Source organism: Luteimonas sp. MC1895 (assembly GCF_016457215.1).
Lineage (GTDB): Bacteria > Pseudomonadota > Gammaproteobacteria > Xanthomonadales > Xanthomonadaceae > Luteimonas.
In genome coordinates this window covers 251692-266420 of the sequence record NZ_JAEMDY010000001.1, presented here as the reverse complement: position 1 = coordinate 266420, position 14729 = coordinate 251692, and the positions used below count along the sequence as shown (strand labels likewise).

Sequence of the window (14729 nt, the reverse complement as noted above, 5' to 3'; positions counted from 1 at the left end):
GCCGCCTCAGCGGTCGATGCGGAAGGTCACCGGGACCTGGACGTCGGCAGCCACCGTCCGGCCGCCGCGCACGGCAGGCTCGAAGGTCCACTGGCGCACGGCGTCCACCGCGGCCTGATCGAGCGCGCGCGAGCCGCTGCGGCGGATCACCTCGACGCTTGCGGGCCTGCCGTCCGCGCCGACGTTCGCGCCGACCAGCACCGTGCCCTCTTCGCGCCTGCGATAGGCCTCGACCGGATACTCGGGTTCGACCCGGGCCAATGGCGACGCCTCGCGATCCGGCCCTGCCGATGCGGGCGCCGGGGCAGTCGTCCGGGTTCGGTCACGCTCGTCGGCGGCGCGCGCCTCGCGGCTGGCGCGTCGCGCGTCGTCCTCGGTGCGCTCGCGTTCGGCCGCGGCATCCTGTCCGTCACCGATGGCCACGGGCGGTGGGGGCAGGGCCTCCGGCGCCGGACCCATGCCCGAGCGCTGGTTGTAGATGAACCAGCCGAAGGCCAGCAGGGCCAGCAGCAACACGAACCAGAGCAGGGGCGCGGCGGTCCTGCGCCGGGGTTCCTCCGGCGGTCGCGACGGGGGCGGGGTCTGCGGATCGGGATTGGCCATGGCGCGCTCCTCGGGCGGCGTCGGTGGCCCGAGGCTTCCACATGCGGGGTTGACGGCGCGTGTGCGCCGCCCGCGAGGCCTCAGCGTGCCCTGTTGAAGGCGATCGGCACGTTGACCACGCCGGACACCGGCGCGCCATCGCGCATCGCCGGCCGGAAGCGCCAGCGCTGCGCGGCGGCCACGGCCGCGCGGTCGAGGTCCCTGGAGCCGCTGCTCGACGCCACGTCCACCTGCGCGGGCACGCCACGCGCGTCCACCTGGATCCGCAGCAGCACTTCCCCGGACTCGCCGCGCCGGAGTGCGCGCGTCGGGTAGCGCGGGCTCGGCGACTCGATCGGCACCGGTGAGCTTGCGGACAGCTCGACGGGCGCGGCCACCGGTGCGGGGGCGGCTTCGGCGGCGGCCCGGGCATCGGGATCCGGCGCGGCAGGCTCTTCGATGCGGTCACCGGATCCAGTGGCATCAGGCAGGGGCGGCGGCGATGTCGCTGCGGTGCCGGACGCCGGTGGTGCCGGCAGCGGTCGGAAGAGCGGCGCAGCCGCGGCCGGAGGCTGCTCGTCGGGGCGGTAGGGCGTGTCGCCGCGCTGCCCCATCCACAGGAGCAGGAACACGATCAGGCCAGCAGCCAGGCCAGCGGCCACGAGCCACCAGCCACGGAGGGTGGGAAGGGGCAGGCTTCTGCGCGGGGGCGTCTGGGACATGGGGGACCTTGGCATCGCGTTGGCCCGATTCTGCCATGGGGCCGCGGAGCAAACCCCGCGGTGACGCGCGATAATGGCCGGCCCGACACTCACGAGGCGACGCGATGCTCGATCCCAACCTGCTGCGCCAAGACCCTGCCGCCCTGGCCGCACGCCTGGGCGAAAGCCGCGGCTTCGCGCTGGATGCCGTCGCGCTGGAGCGCCTGGAGGCCGAGCGCAAGTCGCTGCAGGTCCGCACCCAGGAGCTGCAGAACCTGCGCAACACGCGCAGCAAGGACATCGGCAAGCTGATGGGATCGCTGGCCCGGCTGACCGCCGCCGGCGAGCTGGAGCAGGCGGACGCGGATCGCGCGCGCGCGGACGCGCTCAAGGCCGAAGTGGCCGGCTTCGGCGAGGAGCTCAAGGCGTCCGAGGTCGAGCTCGAACGCATCCGCGGCGAGCTCGAGGCCGTCGCGCTGGGCCTGCCGAACCTGCCTGACGCGAGCGTGCCGCATGGCGTGGACGAGTCCGGCAACGTCGAGCAGCACCGCTGGGGCACCCCGCGCGAGTTCGATTTCGAGGTCCGCGACCACGTCGACCTGGGTGCCCGCAACGGCTGGCTCGACGGCGAGGCCGCGGCGAAGCTGTCCGGCGCCCGCTTCACCGTGCTGCGCGGGCAGCTCGCGCGCCTGCATCGCGCGCTGGCGCAGTTCATGCTCGACCTGCACGTGGACGAACACGGCTACGCCGAGACCAGCGTCCCGGTGCTGGTCAACGCCACGTCCATGCGCGGCACGGGACAGCTTCCGAAATTCGAGGACGACCTGTTCTCGACCGTGGTGGGCGAGGGCGAGTCCGCCTCCCGGCGCTACCTGGTCCCGACCGCCGAGGTGCCGCTGACCAACCTCGTGGCCGACTCGATCATCGAGGCCACCGGCCTGCCGCTGCGCATGGCGGCGCACTCGATGTGCTTCCGCGCCGAGGCCGGCGCCCATGGCCGCGACACCCGCGGCATGATCCGCCAGCACCAGTTCGAGAAGGTCGAGCTGGTCTCGGTCACCCCGCCCGAGGACAGCGACGCCGAGCACGAGCGCATGACCCGCTGCGCGGAGACCGTGCTGGAGCGGCTTGGACTGCCGTACCGGCGCATGCTGCTGTGCACCGGCGACATGGGCTTCGCCGCGCGCAAGACCTACGACCTCGAGGTGTGGCTGCCGTCGCAGCAGACCTGGCGCGAGATTTCATCCTGCTCGAACTGCGGCGACTTCCAGGCCCGCCGCATGCTGGCGCGCTGGCGTGCCGAAGCCGGTGCGAAGCCGGAGCTGGTGCACACGCTCAACGGTTCGGGCGTGGCGGTCGGGCGTGCGCTGGTCGCGGTGATGGAGAACCGCCAGCAGGCCGACGGTTCGATCACGGTGCCCGAGGTGCTTCGGCCCTATATGGGCGGGCTCGCGTCGATTTCCTGAGCCGGCGGCGGCGCGGCCATCCTTGACGGGTCGTAATGGCCGCCTCCCGGGGCAGCTGTTAGCCCGTTTCCGGCCCGTTCGTTGCGAAACAGGCCGAAAAATGGTCAAATATGGCTCCATTGTTCTACCGGAGCGGTCGCGATGCAGGATCTGAACGATCTCTATTACTTCGCCATGGTCGTCGACCACAGCGGCTTCGCAGCTGCCGAACGTGCCCTGGGCATTCCCAAGTCGCGGCTGTCGCGGCGCATCAGCCAGCTCGAGACCGAGCTTGGCGTCCGCCTGCTGCAGCGTTCGACCCGCCGCTTCGCCGTCACCGACGTCGGGCAGAGTGTGTACCGCCACGCACAGTCGATGCTGGCCGAAGCGACCGCTGCGCGCGAAGTGGTCGACCGCCTGAGCGCCGAGCCCCGCGGCGTGGTGCGCGCCAGCGTTCCGGTGGGCCTCGCGCAGCAGCAGATGCCGCAGCTGCTGCCGGAGTTCCTCGCGCGCTATCCGCAGGTCCGCGTGCAGATGCATGTCTCCAACCGCCGCGTCGACGTGATCAACGAGGGCTTCGACGTCGCCATCCGCGTGCGCAACAAGCTCGATGACGACGGCAGCCTGGTCATGCGCAGCTTCGGCCAGATCCAGGAGCTGCTGGTGGCGAGCCCGACCTACCTCGATCGCGCGGGGCGGCCCTCCACGCCGGAGGAGCTCAACGACCACACCACCATGACCATGGGCGAGGACGAAGTGCGGCAGCGCTGGGAGCTCCAGGGTGCCGACGGCGAGACCCGCCGCATCGAGCTCAAGCCGCGCGTGGCCGGCTTCGACTTCCCGATGCTGATGGCCCTGGCCCGGCAGGGCCTCGGCATCACCATGCTGCCGGAGACGCTGTGCGCCGACGCCGTGCGCAGCGGCGAACTGGAAGTCGTGCTGCCGGAATGGCGCCTGCCACAGGGCATCGCGCACCTGGTGTTCGCATCACGGCGCGGCCTGCTGCCGGCGGTGCGCGTGTTCATCGACTTCCTCGCCGAACGCCTGCCGCCGCTGATCGAGGCTTCGCGCCTGGATTGCCAGGGCACCGGTCGCGACGCCGCGGATCCGGGCCCGGCCAAGGCCGCGTAGACGCGGCGGGCGCGCCGCGATGGCGCGCCCTGCGTCGCGGCGCATGCGACAATCCCGCGGCGCTGCCCGCGCACGTCGGACCGCTGTCCGGCCTGGCGTCGGGCAACGCCGCGACGCGTTCCCGGAAGAGTGGCCGAGCGGTTGAAGGCACCGGTCTTGAAAACCGGCAATGGGCAACCATTCGTGGGTTCGAATCCCACCTCTTCCGCCATGAATGCGATGGCTCCCACGCTTGCGGCCCCCCCGACGTCACGGTTAGCCTCGCGCTGGGGGATCCAAGAACGTCTCACGAGGGGACAAGGATGACCATCAGGGTCTACGTGGTGGATGACCACGCACTGGTTCGCGCAGGGATGCGCATGATCCTGTCGGCCGAGGCCGACATCGAAGTGGTGGGTGAAGCGGAGAGCGGCGAGGAGGCCTTGCCGGAAATCCGTGCGTTGAAGCCCGACATCGTGCTCTGCGACCTGCACCTGCCAGGCGTCAGTGGGCTCGAAATCACCGAGCGCATCGTGCGCGGCGAATACGGGCCGAAAGTGATCGTGGTGTCGGTGCTCGAGGACGGCCCCATGCCCAAGCGCATGATCGCCGCGGGCGCGGCCGGCTACGTCGGGAAGGGTGGCGATGCGCGTGAACTGCTGCGCGCGGTGCGCGAAGTGGCGTCGGGGCGCCGGTTCCTCGCAAGCCGGGTGGCGCAGTCGCTGGCCCTGTCAGGCCTGGACGCGAGCGAGTCGCCGTTCGACGCACTGTCGCCGCGTGAAACCGAAGTGGCGATGCTGCTGATCCAGGGCATGCGCCAGGAGGAAATCGCGCGCAGGCTGAGCCTGAGCGCGAAGACCATCAACACGCACAAGACGCGACTGTTCGAGAAGCTGCGGGTGCACGACAGCATCGCGCTCGCCCGCCTGGCCAGCCAGTACGGCATGGCCGACCCCGCGCACGCCATCGTCTAGCGGCGCGGGGGTGGCCCGGGATCAGGCGCCGGTCGGCGCCTGGTCCTCCTGATCGCTTCCATCGGCATCCGTATCCGTGCCGGCGGAACGGCTGGCGTCCGACGCCTGGACCGCGGCCGTGGCGGCCGGCGATTCCTGCACCGCGCTCCCGTCGACCGCCGCATCGGCGCTGGCGGGCGCGTCGTCGGCACCGGCCGTTTCGGGGCCATCGAACAGGCCGCGTGACGGCCGCGGGGCCGGCGGTGGCTCGTCGGCGGCTGCGCTGCTGCGTTCGGCAGCGGCGTCAGCGTTCGACTTGGCGGCGGCGTCCGCACCACGGGCGGGGGCCGCGGCGCTCGTGGCGCCCACGTCCGATGCCGCGACTACGGCTGGAGCTGCAGGAGCCGGCGCTGCAACTTCTGCCGCTGCAGGAGCCGGCGTCGCAACTTCCGCCACGGCAGGAGCCGGCGCTGCGACCTCCGCTGCAGCAAGGGCGGGCGTTGCGTTGGCATCTGTCGCGTCCTTCTCGGCAACCGCGTCCTTCGCAGCGACCGCGTCCTGGCGATCCGCTGCATGGCGGACATCTGCGGGGGCCGTCGAAGGTGCTGCTGCCGTCTCCGCCGCCACCGGCGCAGGCGGAGCAGCCGCTGCCGCCGTGGCGGCGGCGTCGGCCACATCCACGGTGCCGGCGGCGATCGCGTCGACCTGGACCGGCGCGTCGGAACGCGTCGGCGAGGCCTCGAGTGCCTGCGGCGCGTCTTTCGACTCCTCGGTCACGGCGGCTGCGTCCGCGCGCGGCATCACCCGCTGCGAAGGCGTGGTGTCATCCGCCGCGGAGACGGCGACCGTGGCGGCAGCCGCCGGCGTCGCCCGATCGCTGCGCCGGGGCGCCGGGCGCGCCTGGCCCTCGTCGTCGGAGAAATCGAACTCCGGCTGCGAGCTGCGGGCAACCGGCACGTCCGCGGTATCTTCGGCCGACTCGCCATCCACCGTCGAAACGGCGTCGGCTGCCGCACCCTCGGCACCACCGCGACGGCGGCGACGGCCACCACGGCGGCCACGGCGGCGCTTCTGCGCGCCATCACCCGACTCGTCACCGCTGTCCTCGTCATGGCCGGCATCGTCGCCGGTGTCCAGGGCATCGTCCGTGGGACGCACGCGCGGGTTGGCGACGTCGTCACTGGCGGGCGTCGCCTGGCGGGGCGCTTCGGCCACCGGCACGGGACGCACCACCGCCTGCTCATCGGCTGCCGAAGTTGCGGCGGCCGCGGCGGCGACGGGCGTCGCCGCGAGGGCGGACGTCGCCAGCGTCTCGACGGCGTCCTGCGACGAACCCTCAGCCTTGCCCTGGCCCTGCTCGCCGCGACGCCCGCGGCCCTGGCCGTTGCGCTCGCCGTCGCCGCGCTCGCGCGTCTCGCGCACCGGCTTCTCGCGCGGTTGCTTCTCGCGCGGCGGCTTCGGCGCGCTGGACTGGCCGTTCTGGCCACCGGACGCGGACTGCGCACCCTGGCCGTTCTGGCCGGAGGCCTTCTGCCTGCCGCCCTGGGCCTGGCCCTGCTCGCCGCCACCACGGCGGCCATCACGGCGGCCGCCGTCGCGGCGCTCGCTGGCGCTGCGGTTGCCACGGCCGTCGCGCTCCTGGCGCGGGCCGCGATCGCCGCGCTCACCGCGACGCGGCTCGCCGGAGGCGGCGGCCGCCGGCTTCGGGCTGTCCGCACCGGGTTGGCCGACGAACAGCGCCTTCAGCCAGCCGACGATGCCACCGCTGGCAGCCAGCGGCGCCGCGACGGGTGCCGCGGCGACCGGTGCAGGCGCAGGCGCCGGCTCCGGGGCCGCCACGGGCTCCGGGCGGGGCTCGCGCACGGGGGCCGGCCTCGCATGCTGGACCTTGGTGACGGCGGCCGCCGGCACGTTCAGGTTGGCCTTGGTGAGCGCGATGGTCGCGACCTTGCGCGGCGTGCCGCGACGGTAGCTCGGCTTGGCCGACTCCTCGTCGAGCTCGTTTGCGCGCAGACGGGTCACTTCGTAGTGCGGCGTATGCAGCAGCTCGTCGGCCACGATCACGATCGGCGCCTTGTGGCGCGACTCGATCTCGCGCAGCGCGCTGCGCTTCTCGTTGAGCAGGTAGTTGGCGATCTCGACCGGGGCCTGCACCAGCACCTGTCCGGTGTTGTCCTTCATCGCGTGCTCTTCGGCGAGGCGGATGATCGCCAGCGCCAGCGATTCGACGCTGCGCATGCGGCCATGGCCCTCGCAGCGCGGGCAGACGATCTGGCTCGACTCGCCCAGGCTCGCGCGCAGGCGCTGGCGGCTCATTTCGAGCAGCCCGAAGCGCGAGATACGGCCGAGCTGAACGCGCGCACGGTCATACTTGAGCGCGTTCTGCAGGCGGTTCTCGACGTCGCGCTGGTGCTTGTTCGACGACATGTCGATGAAATCGATCACCACCAGGCCGCCGAGGTCGCGCAGGCGCAGCTGGCGGGCGACTTCATCGGCCGCCTCGAGGTTGGTGTGGAACGCGGTTTCCTCGATGTCGCCGCCCTTGGTGGCGCGCGCCGAGTTCACGTCGACCGCGGTCAGCGCCTCGGTCTGGTCGATCACCAGCGCGCCGCCCGAGGGCAGGCGGATGGTGCGCTCGTACGCGTTCTCGATCTGCGACTCGATCTGGAAGCGGTTGAACAGCGGCACGTCGTCGGTGTAGTGCTTGAGCTTGCGCAGGTTGTGCGGCATCACCTGCTCGACGAATTCCTTCGCCTCCTCGTACATCTCCGGCGTATCGACGAGGATCTCGCCGACATCGGCGCGCATGTAGTCACGCAGCGCCCGGATGATCAGGCGCGATTCCTGGTAGATCAGGAACGGGGCCGGCTTCGACAGCGCCGCCTCGGCCACCGCCTTCCAGACCGACAGCAGGTAGTCGAGGTCCCACTGCAGCTCTTCCGCGTCACGGCCGACGCCGGCGGTGCGGATGATCACGCCCATGTCGTCGGGGATCTGCAGCGCGTCCATCGCGCGCTTGAGCTCGGCCCGGTCCTCGCCCTCGATCCGGCGCGAGACGCCGCCGGCGGTGGGCGAGTTCGGCATCAGCACCATGTAGCGGCCGGCCAGCGAGATGAACGTGGTCAGGGCGGCGCCCTTGTTGCCACGCTCGTCCTTGTCGACCTGGACCACCACTTCCTGGCCTTCGCGCAGGAGCTCCTTGATGCCGGCCTTGTTGTGGTCGACGCCGGAGGCGAAGTAGTCGCGGGAGATTTCCTTCAGCGGCAGGAAGCCGTGGCGTTCGGCGCCGTATTCGATGAAGGCGGCTTCAAGGGAGGGCTCGATGCGGGTGATGCGGCCCTTGTAGATGTTGGACTTCTTCTGTTCCTTCGACGGTTGCTCGATGTCGATGTCGTACAGGTTCTGGCCGTCGACGATGGCAACGCGCAGCTCCTCGGCCTGCGTCGCGTTGATCAGCATTCGCTTCATTGTTGCGTCCTCGCGCGCTCTCGCACGCGGAACGCCGGGGCGTTTCGCCTGGATGTGGCCCGCCGCCGGCGCGTGAGCGCCAGGCGGCCCTGGTTGCTTCCAGCGCTGCACACCACGGCGGACCGCGGGAGCGCTTGTTCCATATTGCAGTCTGTTTCGGGCCGGCGGCTGCGCATGCCGGTCCGGATAGGGACTGGCCTGCGCGCCGCGCGGGACATGTTCAGCGCCGGTGCCAGGCACCGGGCGATCACAGGACCTGCCGTCCAACCGCTAACATGGCTGCCCCGGGGGCAGTGGCCGCGCTCTGGAGGGACTCGCGGAAGAGCGGCTTTTGGCCGGCGAACTTCCAGCGAAATCAGGACCTTATCTCGCTCGCCGAGTGTAGCAGAAAAAGAATTCAGGTCGGATGCCCCAGAGGGCACCCCGCCGCACCAGGAGCTCCAGATGACCGATGCAGGCAAGACCCCAGCCACCGGCGGCGTACGCACGGTCCGGATCGCCGAGGACCGCGATGGCCAGAGGCTGGACAACTTCCTGCTCGGGTACCTGAAGGGGGCGCCACGCTCGCTGGTCTACAAGATCGTGCGCAGCGGCCAGGTGCGCGTGAACGGGGGCCGCGTGCGCGCCGACCGGCGCCTCGAGGGCGGTGACGAGATCCGCATCCCGCCGGTGCGGATCGAGGATCCCGCGGACAAGGGCAGTCCGGCGCCGGGCCTGATGGAGGCCATGGCGGCCAGCATCGTGTTCGAGGACGCCCGGCTGCTGGCCATCAACAAGCCGTCGGGCGTGGCCAGCCACGGCGGCAGCGGCATCAGCTTCGGGGTGATCGAGACCCTGCGGGCGCTGCGGCCCAACCAGGAGCTGGAGCTGGTGCACCGGCTTGATCGCGACACCTCCGGCCTGATGGTGGTGGCCAAGAAGCGTTCGGCCCTCTCCGAGCTCCAGGCCCTGCTGCGCGAGGATGCCGGGGCGGGGCTGCGCAAGCGGTACCTGGCCCTGCTGCTCGGGCGGATGCCGGACGGCGTCATGAGCGTCGATGCCGCGCTGCACGTCGGCCTGCGCCAGGGCGGCGAGCGCCACGTCCAGGTCGATCCCGCAGGCAAGCCTTCGCTCAGCCACTTCCGCGTGCTCGAGCGGCGCGGGGGGCAGTCCTATTGCGAGGTCCGGATCGAGACCGGTCGCACCCACCAGATCCGCGTGCACGCGCGGCACATCGGCCATGCCGTGGCCGGCGACGACAAGTACGGGGACGCCGAGGCCAACCGCCGCCTGCGCGACCGGATCGGGCTGCGCCGGCTGTTCCTGCACGCGGCGTCGCTGGAATTCGCGCTCGACGGCGGACGCGTGCCCTACGTGCTCACCGCGCCCCTGGCGCCGGACCTGGTCGAGGCGCTGGACCGGCTGGCCTGAGCGGGAGGCGGGCTCAGGACGCCAGCTCGTCCGTCCGCGCGGCGCAGATGAAGTCGTTTTCGCTGAGTCCGCCCACGTCGTGGGTCGACCAGCGCACCTCGCAGCGGTCGTAGTGCACGCCCAGGTCGGGGTGGTGGTCCTCGCGGTTGGCCATGTGCGCCAGCGCGTTCACGAACGACATCGTGTGGCGGTAGTCGGGGAAGCGAAAAGTCCGCACCAGGGCCTTGCCGTCCTCGGCCAGCCGCCATTCGGGCACTTCGGGCAGCAGTTCGCGGACGCGGGCTTCCGCCAGGCGATGTTCGGCGCCGCGGCGCGGCAGGCAGTGGGCGCGGTCGAGGGGAATGAGGTCGGACATGTCGGGCTCCTGGAGGCGGCGGGGCTGAACGCGGCGTGTCATGCCGCGCGGTCTCGGCGGCGCGGGCCGGCAAACCCCGGCGGGTTCGCTAGAATACCCGGATGATCCAGATCTCCGATTCCGCGCAGACCCACTTCCGCAAGCTGGTCGAGCGCGAGGCCGTGCCGGGCATGGGCGTGCGCCTCGCGGCCAGCCGTGCCGGCACGCCGCAGGCGGACGTGCGCCTCGAGTTCGCCGCGCCCGACGAGCTGCGCGGCGACGAATGGGCGGTGGACTGCGACGGGTTCACGCTGTGGCTCGACGCCGACAGCGTGCCCTTCCTCGAGGGTGCGGAGATCGACTACGCCGCGCTCGCGACCGGCGGCCAGCTGCAGATCCGCGCGCCGCGCATCAAGGGGGTGAAGCCCGACGGCGAGGCCTCCCTGGTCGAACGCGTGCGCTGGACGATCGAGCACGTGGTCAATCCGCAGCTGGCCTCGCACGGCGGCCACGTCGCGGTGCAGGAGGTCAGCGCCGAGGGCGTGGTCCTGCTGCGCTTCGGCGGCGGCTGCCACGGCTGCGGCATGGCCGACGTCACCCTGAAGCAGGGCATCGAGAAGACCCTGATGGACCAGGTGCCGGGCGTGACCGCGGTGCGCGACGCGACCGACCATGACACCGGTGCGGCCCCGTACATCCCGCGCGCGACGGCCTGATCCCCGGTCCCGCTTCGACGCCGACGGATGTTCTCTTCCGCCGAACTGATCGAAGCCCTTCGCCGCCGCATGCGGCGCTCACTGCGTCCGCCGCCCCCGCCTGGCGAGTTCCCGCCGGGCTGGCGCGACTGGTTCGACGCGATGGCCCTGCGCCCCGGCTCGGTGAGCGGGGCGCGGCCCGACGACGTGATCGCGGTGGTCGCCGCGCGCGAACCGCTCCCGCCGCCCGGCATCGTCGAACAGCTCGGACGCTGGCGTGCGTTCGCCTCCCTGTGGCGTCAGGACTGGCAGCCGGCGAGCCGCGACGAGCGCTCGACGCGGGTCGCGGCGATGTCGGGCAGCCTGCTGCTGCACCTGCTGTTCGGCGCGGCGCTCGTGTGGCTCATGGTGTTCCGGCCACCGTTCGCCCGGTTCGAGGAGGCGGCCGCTCGCGAGGGCGAGACGCATGTCCTGCAGGTCGAGTACATCGGCGAGGGTACGCCTGCCGACGCCACGGGCGGCGGGGCCGCCGACGCACCCCCGACCCCGCGCGAGCTGCAGGCGGCCGCGGCTTCGGCCGCGCCGCGGGTTCCCCGACCGGAGCCTGTGCCCCAGCCGTCGCCGCCTGAGCCCCGGCCCGAGCCGGAGACCGCGCAGCCGCCCACCTCGACCACGCCTCCGCCGCTCCCGGAGCGCCCCGTGGCGATCGAGGTGCCCGAGCTGCGCGCGCCCGCACTGCCCGCGCCGCAGGCGCTCCAGGTCACCGAGGTCGAAGTCGCCGACAGCCGCCACGTGGTGCCGCCTCCGCGCGAGGTGGAGATGCGCGCGCCCGACACCCGGCCCGCCAAGGTCGCGGTGCGCAGCCGTAATGTCGAAGTGGTCGCTCCCGTTGCCATCCAGGCACCGGCGGCGCGCGCGCCCGCGGTCCCGGTTGCGGTTCCGGAGGCGTCGCCACGCGGCGTGGCGGTGGCCGAGCGCGAGGTCGTGCTGGTGGAGACGCCACAGGTGCAGCTTCGTCGCGTGCCCACCGCATCCGGTCCCGCGACCCGTGAAGCACGCGTCGATGCGCCAGCGGTCCCGAGCCGCGACGTGCCGATGCCCGCGACGCCGCCGGCGCCGGCTGCCGGCGCAGAGGGGGCGGCGCGTGCCGCGGCGGACGCGCGTGACGGCACGGCCGATGCGCAAGCGGCGGCGGTCTCGAGCGGACGCCCGGACACCGACCGCGGCGCGCGCAGCCCGGCCACCTCGGCCGGCGCCGGCGTCCGCGCCGGCCAGCCGCCCGGGGCGCTGCCCTCACGCACTACGGCCGACGATTGGGGCGACTCGAGCCGCAACGCTCCGGGTGGCCAGGTCGGCACGCCGGGCGCGGCCGGACTGTTCGACGGCGAGGGCCGGCCGCGGCTTGCCGACGGAGGCCGCGTTGGCGGCGGGCTGCCGCCGGGCACCATCACCGAGGACTTCGAGAACATCGACCGCCACGGCACCTGGCTCAAGCGTCCGCCCTACGACTACGAACCGACGTCCTTCGACCGCTTCTGGATGCCCAGCGAGACGCTGCTCGAGGAGTGGGTGCGCAAGAGCGTCACCGAGGTGCGCATTCCCATCCCGGGAACCACCAAGACGATCCGCTGCATGACCGTGATGCTGGCCCTCGGTGGCGCCTGCGACATCGTCGACCCGAACCTGCAGGAGCAGCCCGCGCGTGCGCGCAAGCCGCCGGACGTGCCGTTCAAGCGCGAGCTGATCGAGGACCAGGAAGCGTTGGGGCCTCCGCCGCCGCAGTCCTGAGCCGCTGCGGCAGCCAGACGGCATGAAGCCCGCGCTGGGCGGGCTTCATGCTTGCCGCTGGAGCCGGCTGGGCCGGCGACGGTCAGTTGATGCTGTGGACGCCGTGCAGGTCGCGCAGCTGGGTCGGGCGCGAGCTGAACCACGCCGCGAGGTCGGCGATCTGCTGGTCGTCGAGGTCGGCGGCCTGGTTGGACATCAGCGCATGCTCGCGGTCGCCGGAGCGGTAGGCCTGCAGCGCGTGGGCGAGGTAGTCACGGTACTGCCCGCCGATCCGCGGATAGGTCGGGTCCAGCGGCGTGTTGCCGTCGGCGCCATGACAGTCCACGCAGGACTGGCCGGTGGCCGCACCCTTGGTGTTGGCGCGGGTTTCGCCTTCGGCGACCCGGCCCTGGGGCAGGGCGTTGACCGTGGTCGCGCGCGTGGTTCCCGGTTCGGCGGGCGCGCCGCCGCAGGCCGACAGGACGAGGCTGGCGCCGAGTGCCACGGCGAGGCCGAGTGCGGAAGTCTTCATGGAGCGGCTCACTGCGTCAGGCCCGAAAGGAAGGCGGCGATATCGGCGATGTCCTGGTCGGAGAAGCTCTGGGCCTGGACCTCCATGGTCGGATGCTTGCGCGTGCCGTTGCGATACTCGGTGAGGGCATTGACCAGGTACTCGGGCGACTGGCCGCCGATCATCGGCACGTGGTAGTGCGGGTAGGCGTTCTTGTAGCCCTCGATGCCGTGGCAGCCCACGCAGGTATAGGTGAGTCCGCGGCCCGTCTCGGGATTGCCGGCGGCCTGCTGCGCGGAGGCGGCGGGCGAGTGCGTGGCAAAGGCGAGGGCAAGGCAGGCGGCGATCTGCAACGGTCGCATCATGTCGGGTTCCGCTTCCTGTGGCTGTGTGGTTGGCTGGTGCCCACGACATCTCTCCCCGTCGCAGACCGTCGCCGGAGTATAGCGAGCGGTTCGGGACCTGTTAACGGTGCCGGTGCACACGCGGCGGCCGGGGTCTGGAAGAATCGCGACCGGGCGGCAGCATGACCTTCGGCCGATAGGCGCCGGTGGGGCAGTGATGTACCTTGCTACCACACCATTCTGGCTCGCCCTCACCATGCACGCTATCCGCCCTGTCGTCCGACGTCGTATCGCCGGTCCCGCCGCCCTGTTCCTGGCCTCCATGCTGCTGCTTGCAGGCTGCGGCAACAGTGCCGGCGAGGACGGCAAGAAGGAGGATGAAGCCCCGCCGCCGGTGACCGTGGAGGCCGTGGCCGCCGAGCCGCGCGCGATGGCCGCCAGCTACAGCGGCAGCGCCTCGCTCGAGGCGCGCGCCGAAGCCCAGGTGGTCGCCAAGACCTCCGGCGTCGCGCTGCAGGTGCTGGTGGAGGAGGGCGACCTGGTGCGCGCCGGCCAGCCGCTGGTTCGCATCGATGCCGACCGCGCGCGGCTCAACCTGGCCCAGGCCGACGTGCAGGTGAAGAAGCTCGAGGCCAACTTCCGCCGCGCCAGCGAGCTGGTCAAGCAGCAGATGGTCAGCGTGGGCGACCACGACCAGCTGCGCTACGACCTCGAGAACGCGCGGGCGATGCTGCGGATGGCCCAGCTGGAACTGTCGTACACCAGCGTCACCGCGCCGATCTCCGGCGTGGTCGCCTCGCGCTCGATCAAGCCGGGCAACTTCGTCCAGATCAACACCCCGATCATCCGCATCGTCGACAACTCGCGCCTGGAGGCCACGCTCAACGTGCCCGAGCGCGACCTGACCACGCTGCGCGAGGGCCTGCCCGTGCGCATGCAGGTCGACGCGCTGCAGGGCCGGACCTTCCAGGGCGTGGTGGACCGCATCGCGCCGGTGGTGGACTCGGGCAGCGGCACGTTCCGCGTGGTCTGCGCCTTCGATCCCGACGACGACGGCGCACTGCAGCCGGGCATGTTCGCGCGCATCGGCATCGACTACGACAGCCGCGCCGCGGCGCTGGCGATCCCGCGCACGGCGCTGCTGGAGGACGACGGCGAGCCGGCCGTGTACGTGGTGCGCGACGGCAAGGCCGTGCGCACCGCCATCACCACCGGCTATGTCGACGGCGCCTTCATCGAAGTACGCGAGGGACTGGTCGAGGGCGAGCGCGTGGTCACCGCCGGCAAGGTCGCGCTGCGCGACGGCAGCGCGGTGCAGGTGATCGGTGATGCGCCGGTCGCGGTCGCCGCGGCCGAGGGCGACGCGAAGGCTGAAGGCGCGCAGTGATGTCGACCCAGCAGGGGAACGG

At 72.0% G+C, this 14729-nt stretch carries 13 protein-coding genes and 1 tRNA gene; 8 read left to right on the top strand and 6 right to left on the bottom strand.

The genetic code is table 11. The features are described from left to right. Nucleotides 1-6 precede the first annotated feature (6 nt). Together JG616_RS01155 and JG616_RS01150 are read right to left on the bottom strand one after the other, a co-directional pair. Nucleotides 7-603 carry an energy transducer TonB gene (locus JG616_RS01155; protein WP_199391415.1) on the bottom strand — a complete coding sequence of 199 codons (597 nt, stop codon included), beginning with the start codon at nucleotides 601-603 and terminating at the stop codon, nucleotides 7-9. Between the two features lie 80 nt (nucleotides 604-683). After that, nucleotides 684-1304, bottom strand: a complete 621-nt coding sequence (locus JG616_RS01150; RefSeq protein ID WP_199391414.1) for an energy transducer TonB — start codon at nucleotides 1302-1304, stop codon at nucleotides 684-686. A 104-nt stretch (nucleotides 1305-1408) separates the two neighbouring features. On the opposite strand from JG616_RS01150, the gene serS reads away from it, so the two are divergent. From serS to JG616_RS01130, 4 genes are all read left to right on the top strand, one after another. Continuing rightward, complete coding sequence (serS, locus tag JG616_RS01145; RefSeq protein WP_199391413.1) at nucleotides 1409-2749, top strand: serine--tRNA ligase; 1341 nt, start codon at nucleotides 1409-1411, stop codon at nucleotides 2747-2749. A gap of 141 nt (nucleotides 2750-2890) precedes the next feature. Continuing rightward, entirely contained in the window at nucleotides 2891-3859 is a 969-nt protein-coding gene (locus tag JG616_RS01140; RefSeq protein ID WP_199391412.1) for a LysR family transcriptional regulator, read from the top strand. A gap of 123 nt (nucleotides 3860-3982) precedes the next feature. Continuing rightward, nucleotides 3983-4070, top strand: a tRNA-Ser gene (locus tag JG616_RS01135). Between the two features lie 91 nt (nucleotides 4071-4161). Next, nucleotides 4162-4812 carry a response regulator gene (locus JG616_RS01130; protein ID WP_199362136.1) on the top strand — a complete coding sequence of 217 codons (651 nt, stop codon included), beginning with the start codon at nucleotides 4162-4164 and terminating at the stop codon, nucleotides 4810-4812. 21 nt (nucleotides 4813-4833) lie between these two features. Here JG616_RS01130 and JG616_RS01125 read toward each other — a convergent pair whose 3' ends face one another. Next, on the bottom strand, nucleotides 4834-8259 hold the full coding sequence (locus JG616_RS01125) for an Rne/Rng family ribonuclease (protein WP_199391411.1): 3426 nt from the start codon (nucleotides 8257-8259) through the stop codon (nucleotides 4834-4836). 444 nt (nucleotides 8260-8703) lie between these two features. On the opposite strand from JG616_RS01125, the gene JG616_RS01120 reads away from it, so the two are divergent. After that, nucleotides 8704-9669 (top strand): RluA family pseudouridine synthase, encoded by a 966-nt coding sequence (locus JG616_RS01120; protein WP_199362134.1) that lies wholly within the window; start codon nucleotides 8704-8706, stop codon nucleotides 9667-9669. 13 nt (nucleotides 9670-9682) lie between these two features. Here JG616_RS01120 and JG616_RS01115 read toward each other — a convergent pair whose 3' ends face one another. Beyond that, nucleotides 9683-10024: a 4a-hydroxytetrahydrobiopterin dehydratase gene (locus JG616_RS01115; protein WP_199362133.1), complete on the bottom strand. Its 342-nt coding sequence runs from the start codon at nucleotides 10022-10024 to the stop codon at nucleotides 9683-9685. Nucleotides 10025-10125: 101 nt separating this feature from the next. On the opposite strand from JG616_RS01115, the gene JG616_RS01110 reads away from it, so the two are divergent. After that, the gene (locus JG616_RS01110) at nucleotides 10126-10719 is read left to right on the top strand and encodes an NfuA family Fe-S biogenesis protein (RefSeq protein WP_199362132.1); all 594 of its coding nucleotides are present in this window, start codon (nucleotides 10126-10128) and stop codon (nucleotides 10717-10719) included. Between the two features lie 27 nt (nucleotides 10720-10746). Then, nucleotides 10747-12486, top strand: a complete 1740-nt coding sequence (locus tag JG616_RS01105) for a hypothetical protein (RefSeq protein WP_199391410.1) — start codon at nucleotides 10747-10749, stop codon at nucleotides 12484-12486. An 82-nt stretch (nucleotides 12487-12568) separates the two neighbouring features. Here the strand turns inward: JG616_RS01105 and JG616_RS01100 are convergent, their stop codons facing one another. Then, complete coding sequence (locus JG616_RS01100) at nucleotides 12569-12997, bottom strand: cytochrome c (RefSeq protein WP_199362130.1); 429 nt, start codon at nucleotides 12995-12997, stop codon at nucleotides 12569-12571. Nucleotides 12998-13005: 8 nt separating this feature from the next. Beyond that, on the bottom strand, nucleotides 13006-13338 hold the full coding sequence (locus JG616_RS01095) for a c-type cytochrome (RefSeq protein ID WP_199362264.1): 333 nt from the start codon (nucleotides 13336-13338) through the stop codon (nucleotides 13006-13008). Between the two features lie 238 nt (nucleotides 13339-13576). Between JG616_RS01095 and JG616_RS01090 the strand changes: the two genes are divergently transcribed. Beyond that, nucleotides 13577-14707 carry an efflux RND transporter periplasmic adaptor subunit gene (locus tag JG616_RS01090; protein ID WP_199362129.1) on the top strand — a complete coding sequence of 377 codons (1131 nt, stop codon included), beginning with the start codon at nucleotides 13577-13579 and terminating at the stop codon, nucleotides 14705-14707. Nucleotides 14708-14729 lie beyond the last annotated feature (22 nt).

Coding starts and splice junctions, on each gene's coding strand:
- JG616_RS01155 (WP_199391415.1), bottom strand. CDS start 603: ATGGCCAATCCCGATCCGCAGACCCCGCCCCCGTCGCGACCGCCGGAG.
- JG616_RS01150 (WP_199391414.1), bottom strand. CDS start 1,304: ATGTCCCAGACGCCCCCGCGCAGAAGCCTGCCCCTTCCCACCCTCCGT.
- serS (WP_199391413.1), top strand. CDS start 1,409: ATGCTCGATCCCAACCTGCTGCGCCAAGACCCTGCCGCCCTGGCCGCA.
- JG616_RS01140 (WP_199391412.1), top strand. CDS start 2,891: ATGCAGGATCTGAACGATCTCTATTACTTCGCCATGGTCGTCGACCAC.
- JG616_RS01130 (WP_199362136.1), top strand. CDS start 4,162: ATGACCATCAGGGTCTACGTGGTGGATGACCACGCACTGGTTCGCGCA.
- JG616_RS01125 (WP_199391411.1), bottom strand. CDS start 8,259: ATGAAGCGAATGCTGATCAACGCGACGCAGGCCGAGGAGCTGCGCGTT.
- JG616_RS01120 (WP_199362134.1), top strand. CDS start 8,704: ATGACCGATGCAGGCAAGACCCCAGCCACCGGCGGCGTACGCACGGTC.
- JG616_RS01115 (WP_199362133.1), bottom strand. CDS start 10,024: ATGTCCGACCTCATTCCCCTCGACCGCGCCCACTGCCTGCCGCGCCGC.
- JG616_RS01110 (WP_199362132.1), top strand. CDS start 10,126: ATGATCCAGATCTCCGATTCCGCGCAGACCCACTTCCGCAAGCTGGTC.
- JG616_RS01105 (WP_199391410.1), top strand. CDS start 10,747: ATGTTCTCTTCCGCCGAACTGATCGAAGCCCTTCGCCGCCGCATGCGG.
- JG616_RS01100 (WP_199362130.1), bottom strand. CDS start 12,997: ATGAAGACTTCCGCACTCGGCCTCGCCGTGGCACTCGGCGCCAGCCTC.
- JG616_RS01095 (WP_199362264.1), bottom strand. CDS start 13,338: ATGCGACCGTTGCAGATCGCCGCCTGCCTTGCCCTCGCCTTTGCCACG.
- JG616_RS01090 (WP_199362129.1), top strand. CDS start 13,577: ATGCACGCTATCCGCCCTGTCGTCCGACGTCGTATCGCCGGTCCCGCC.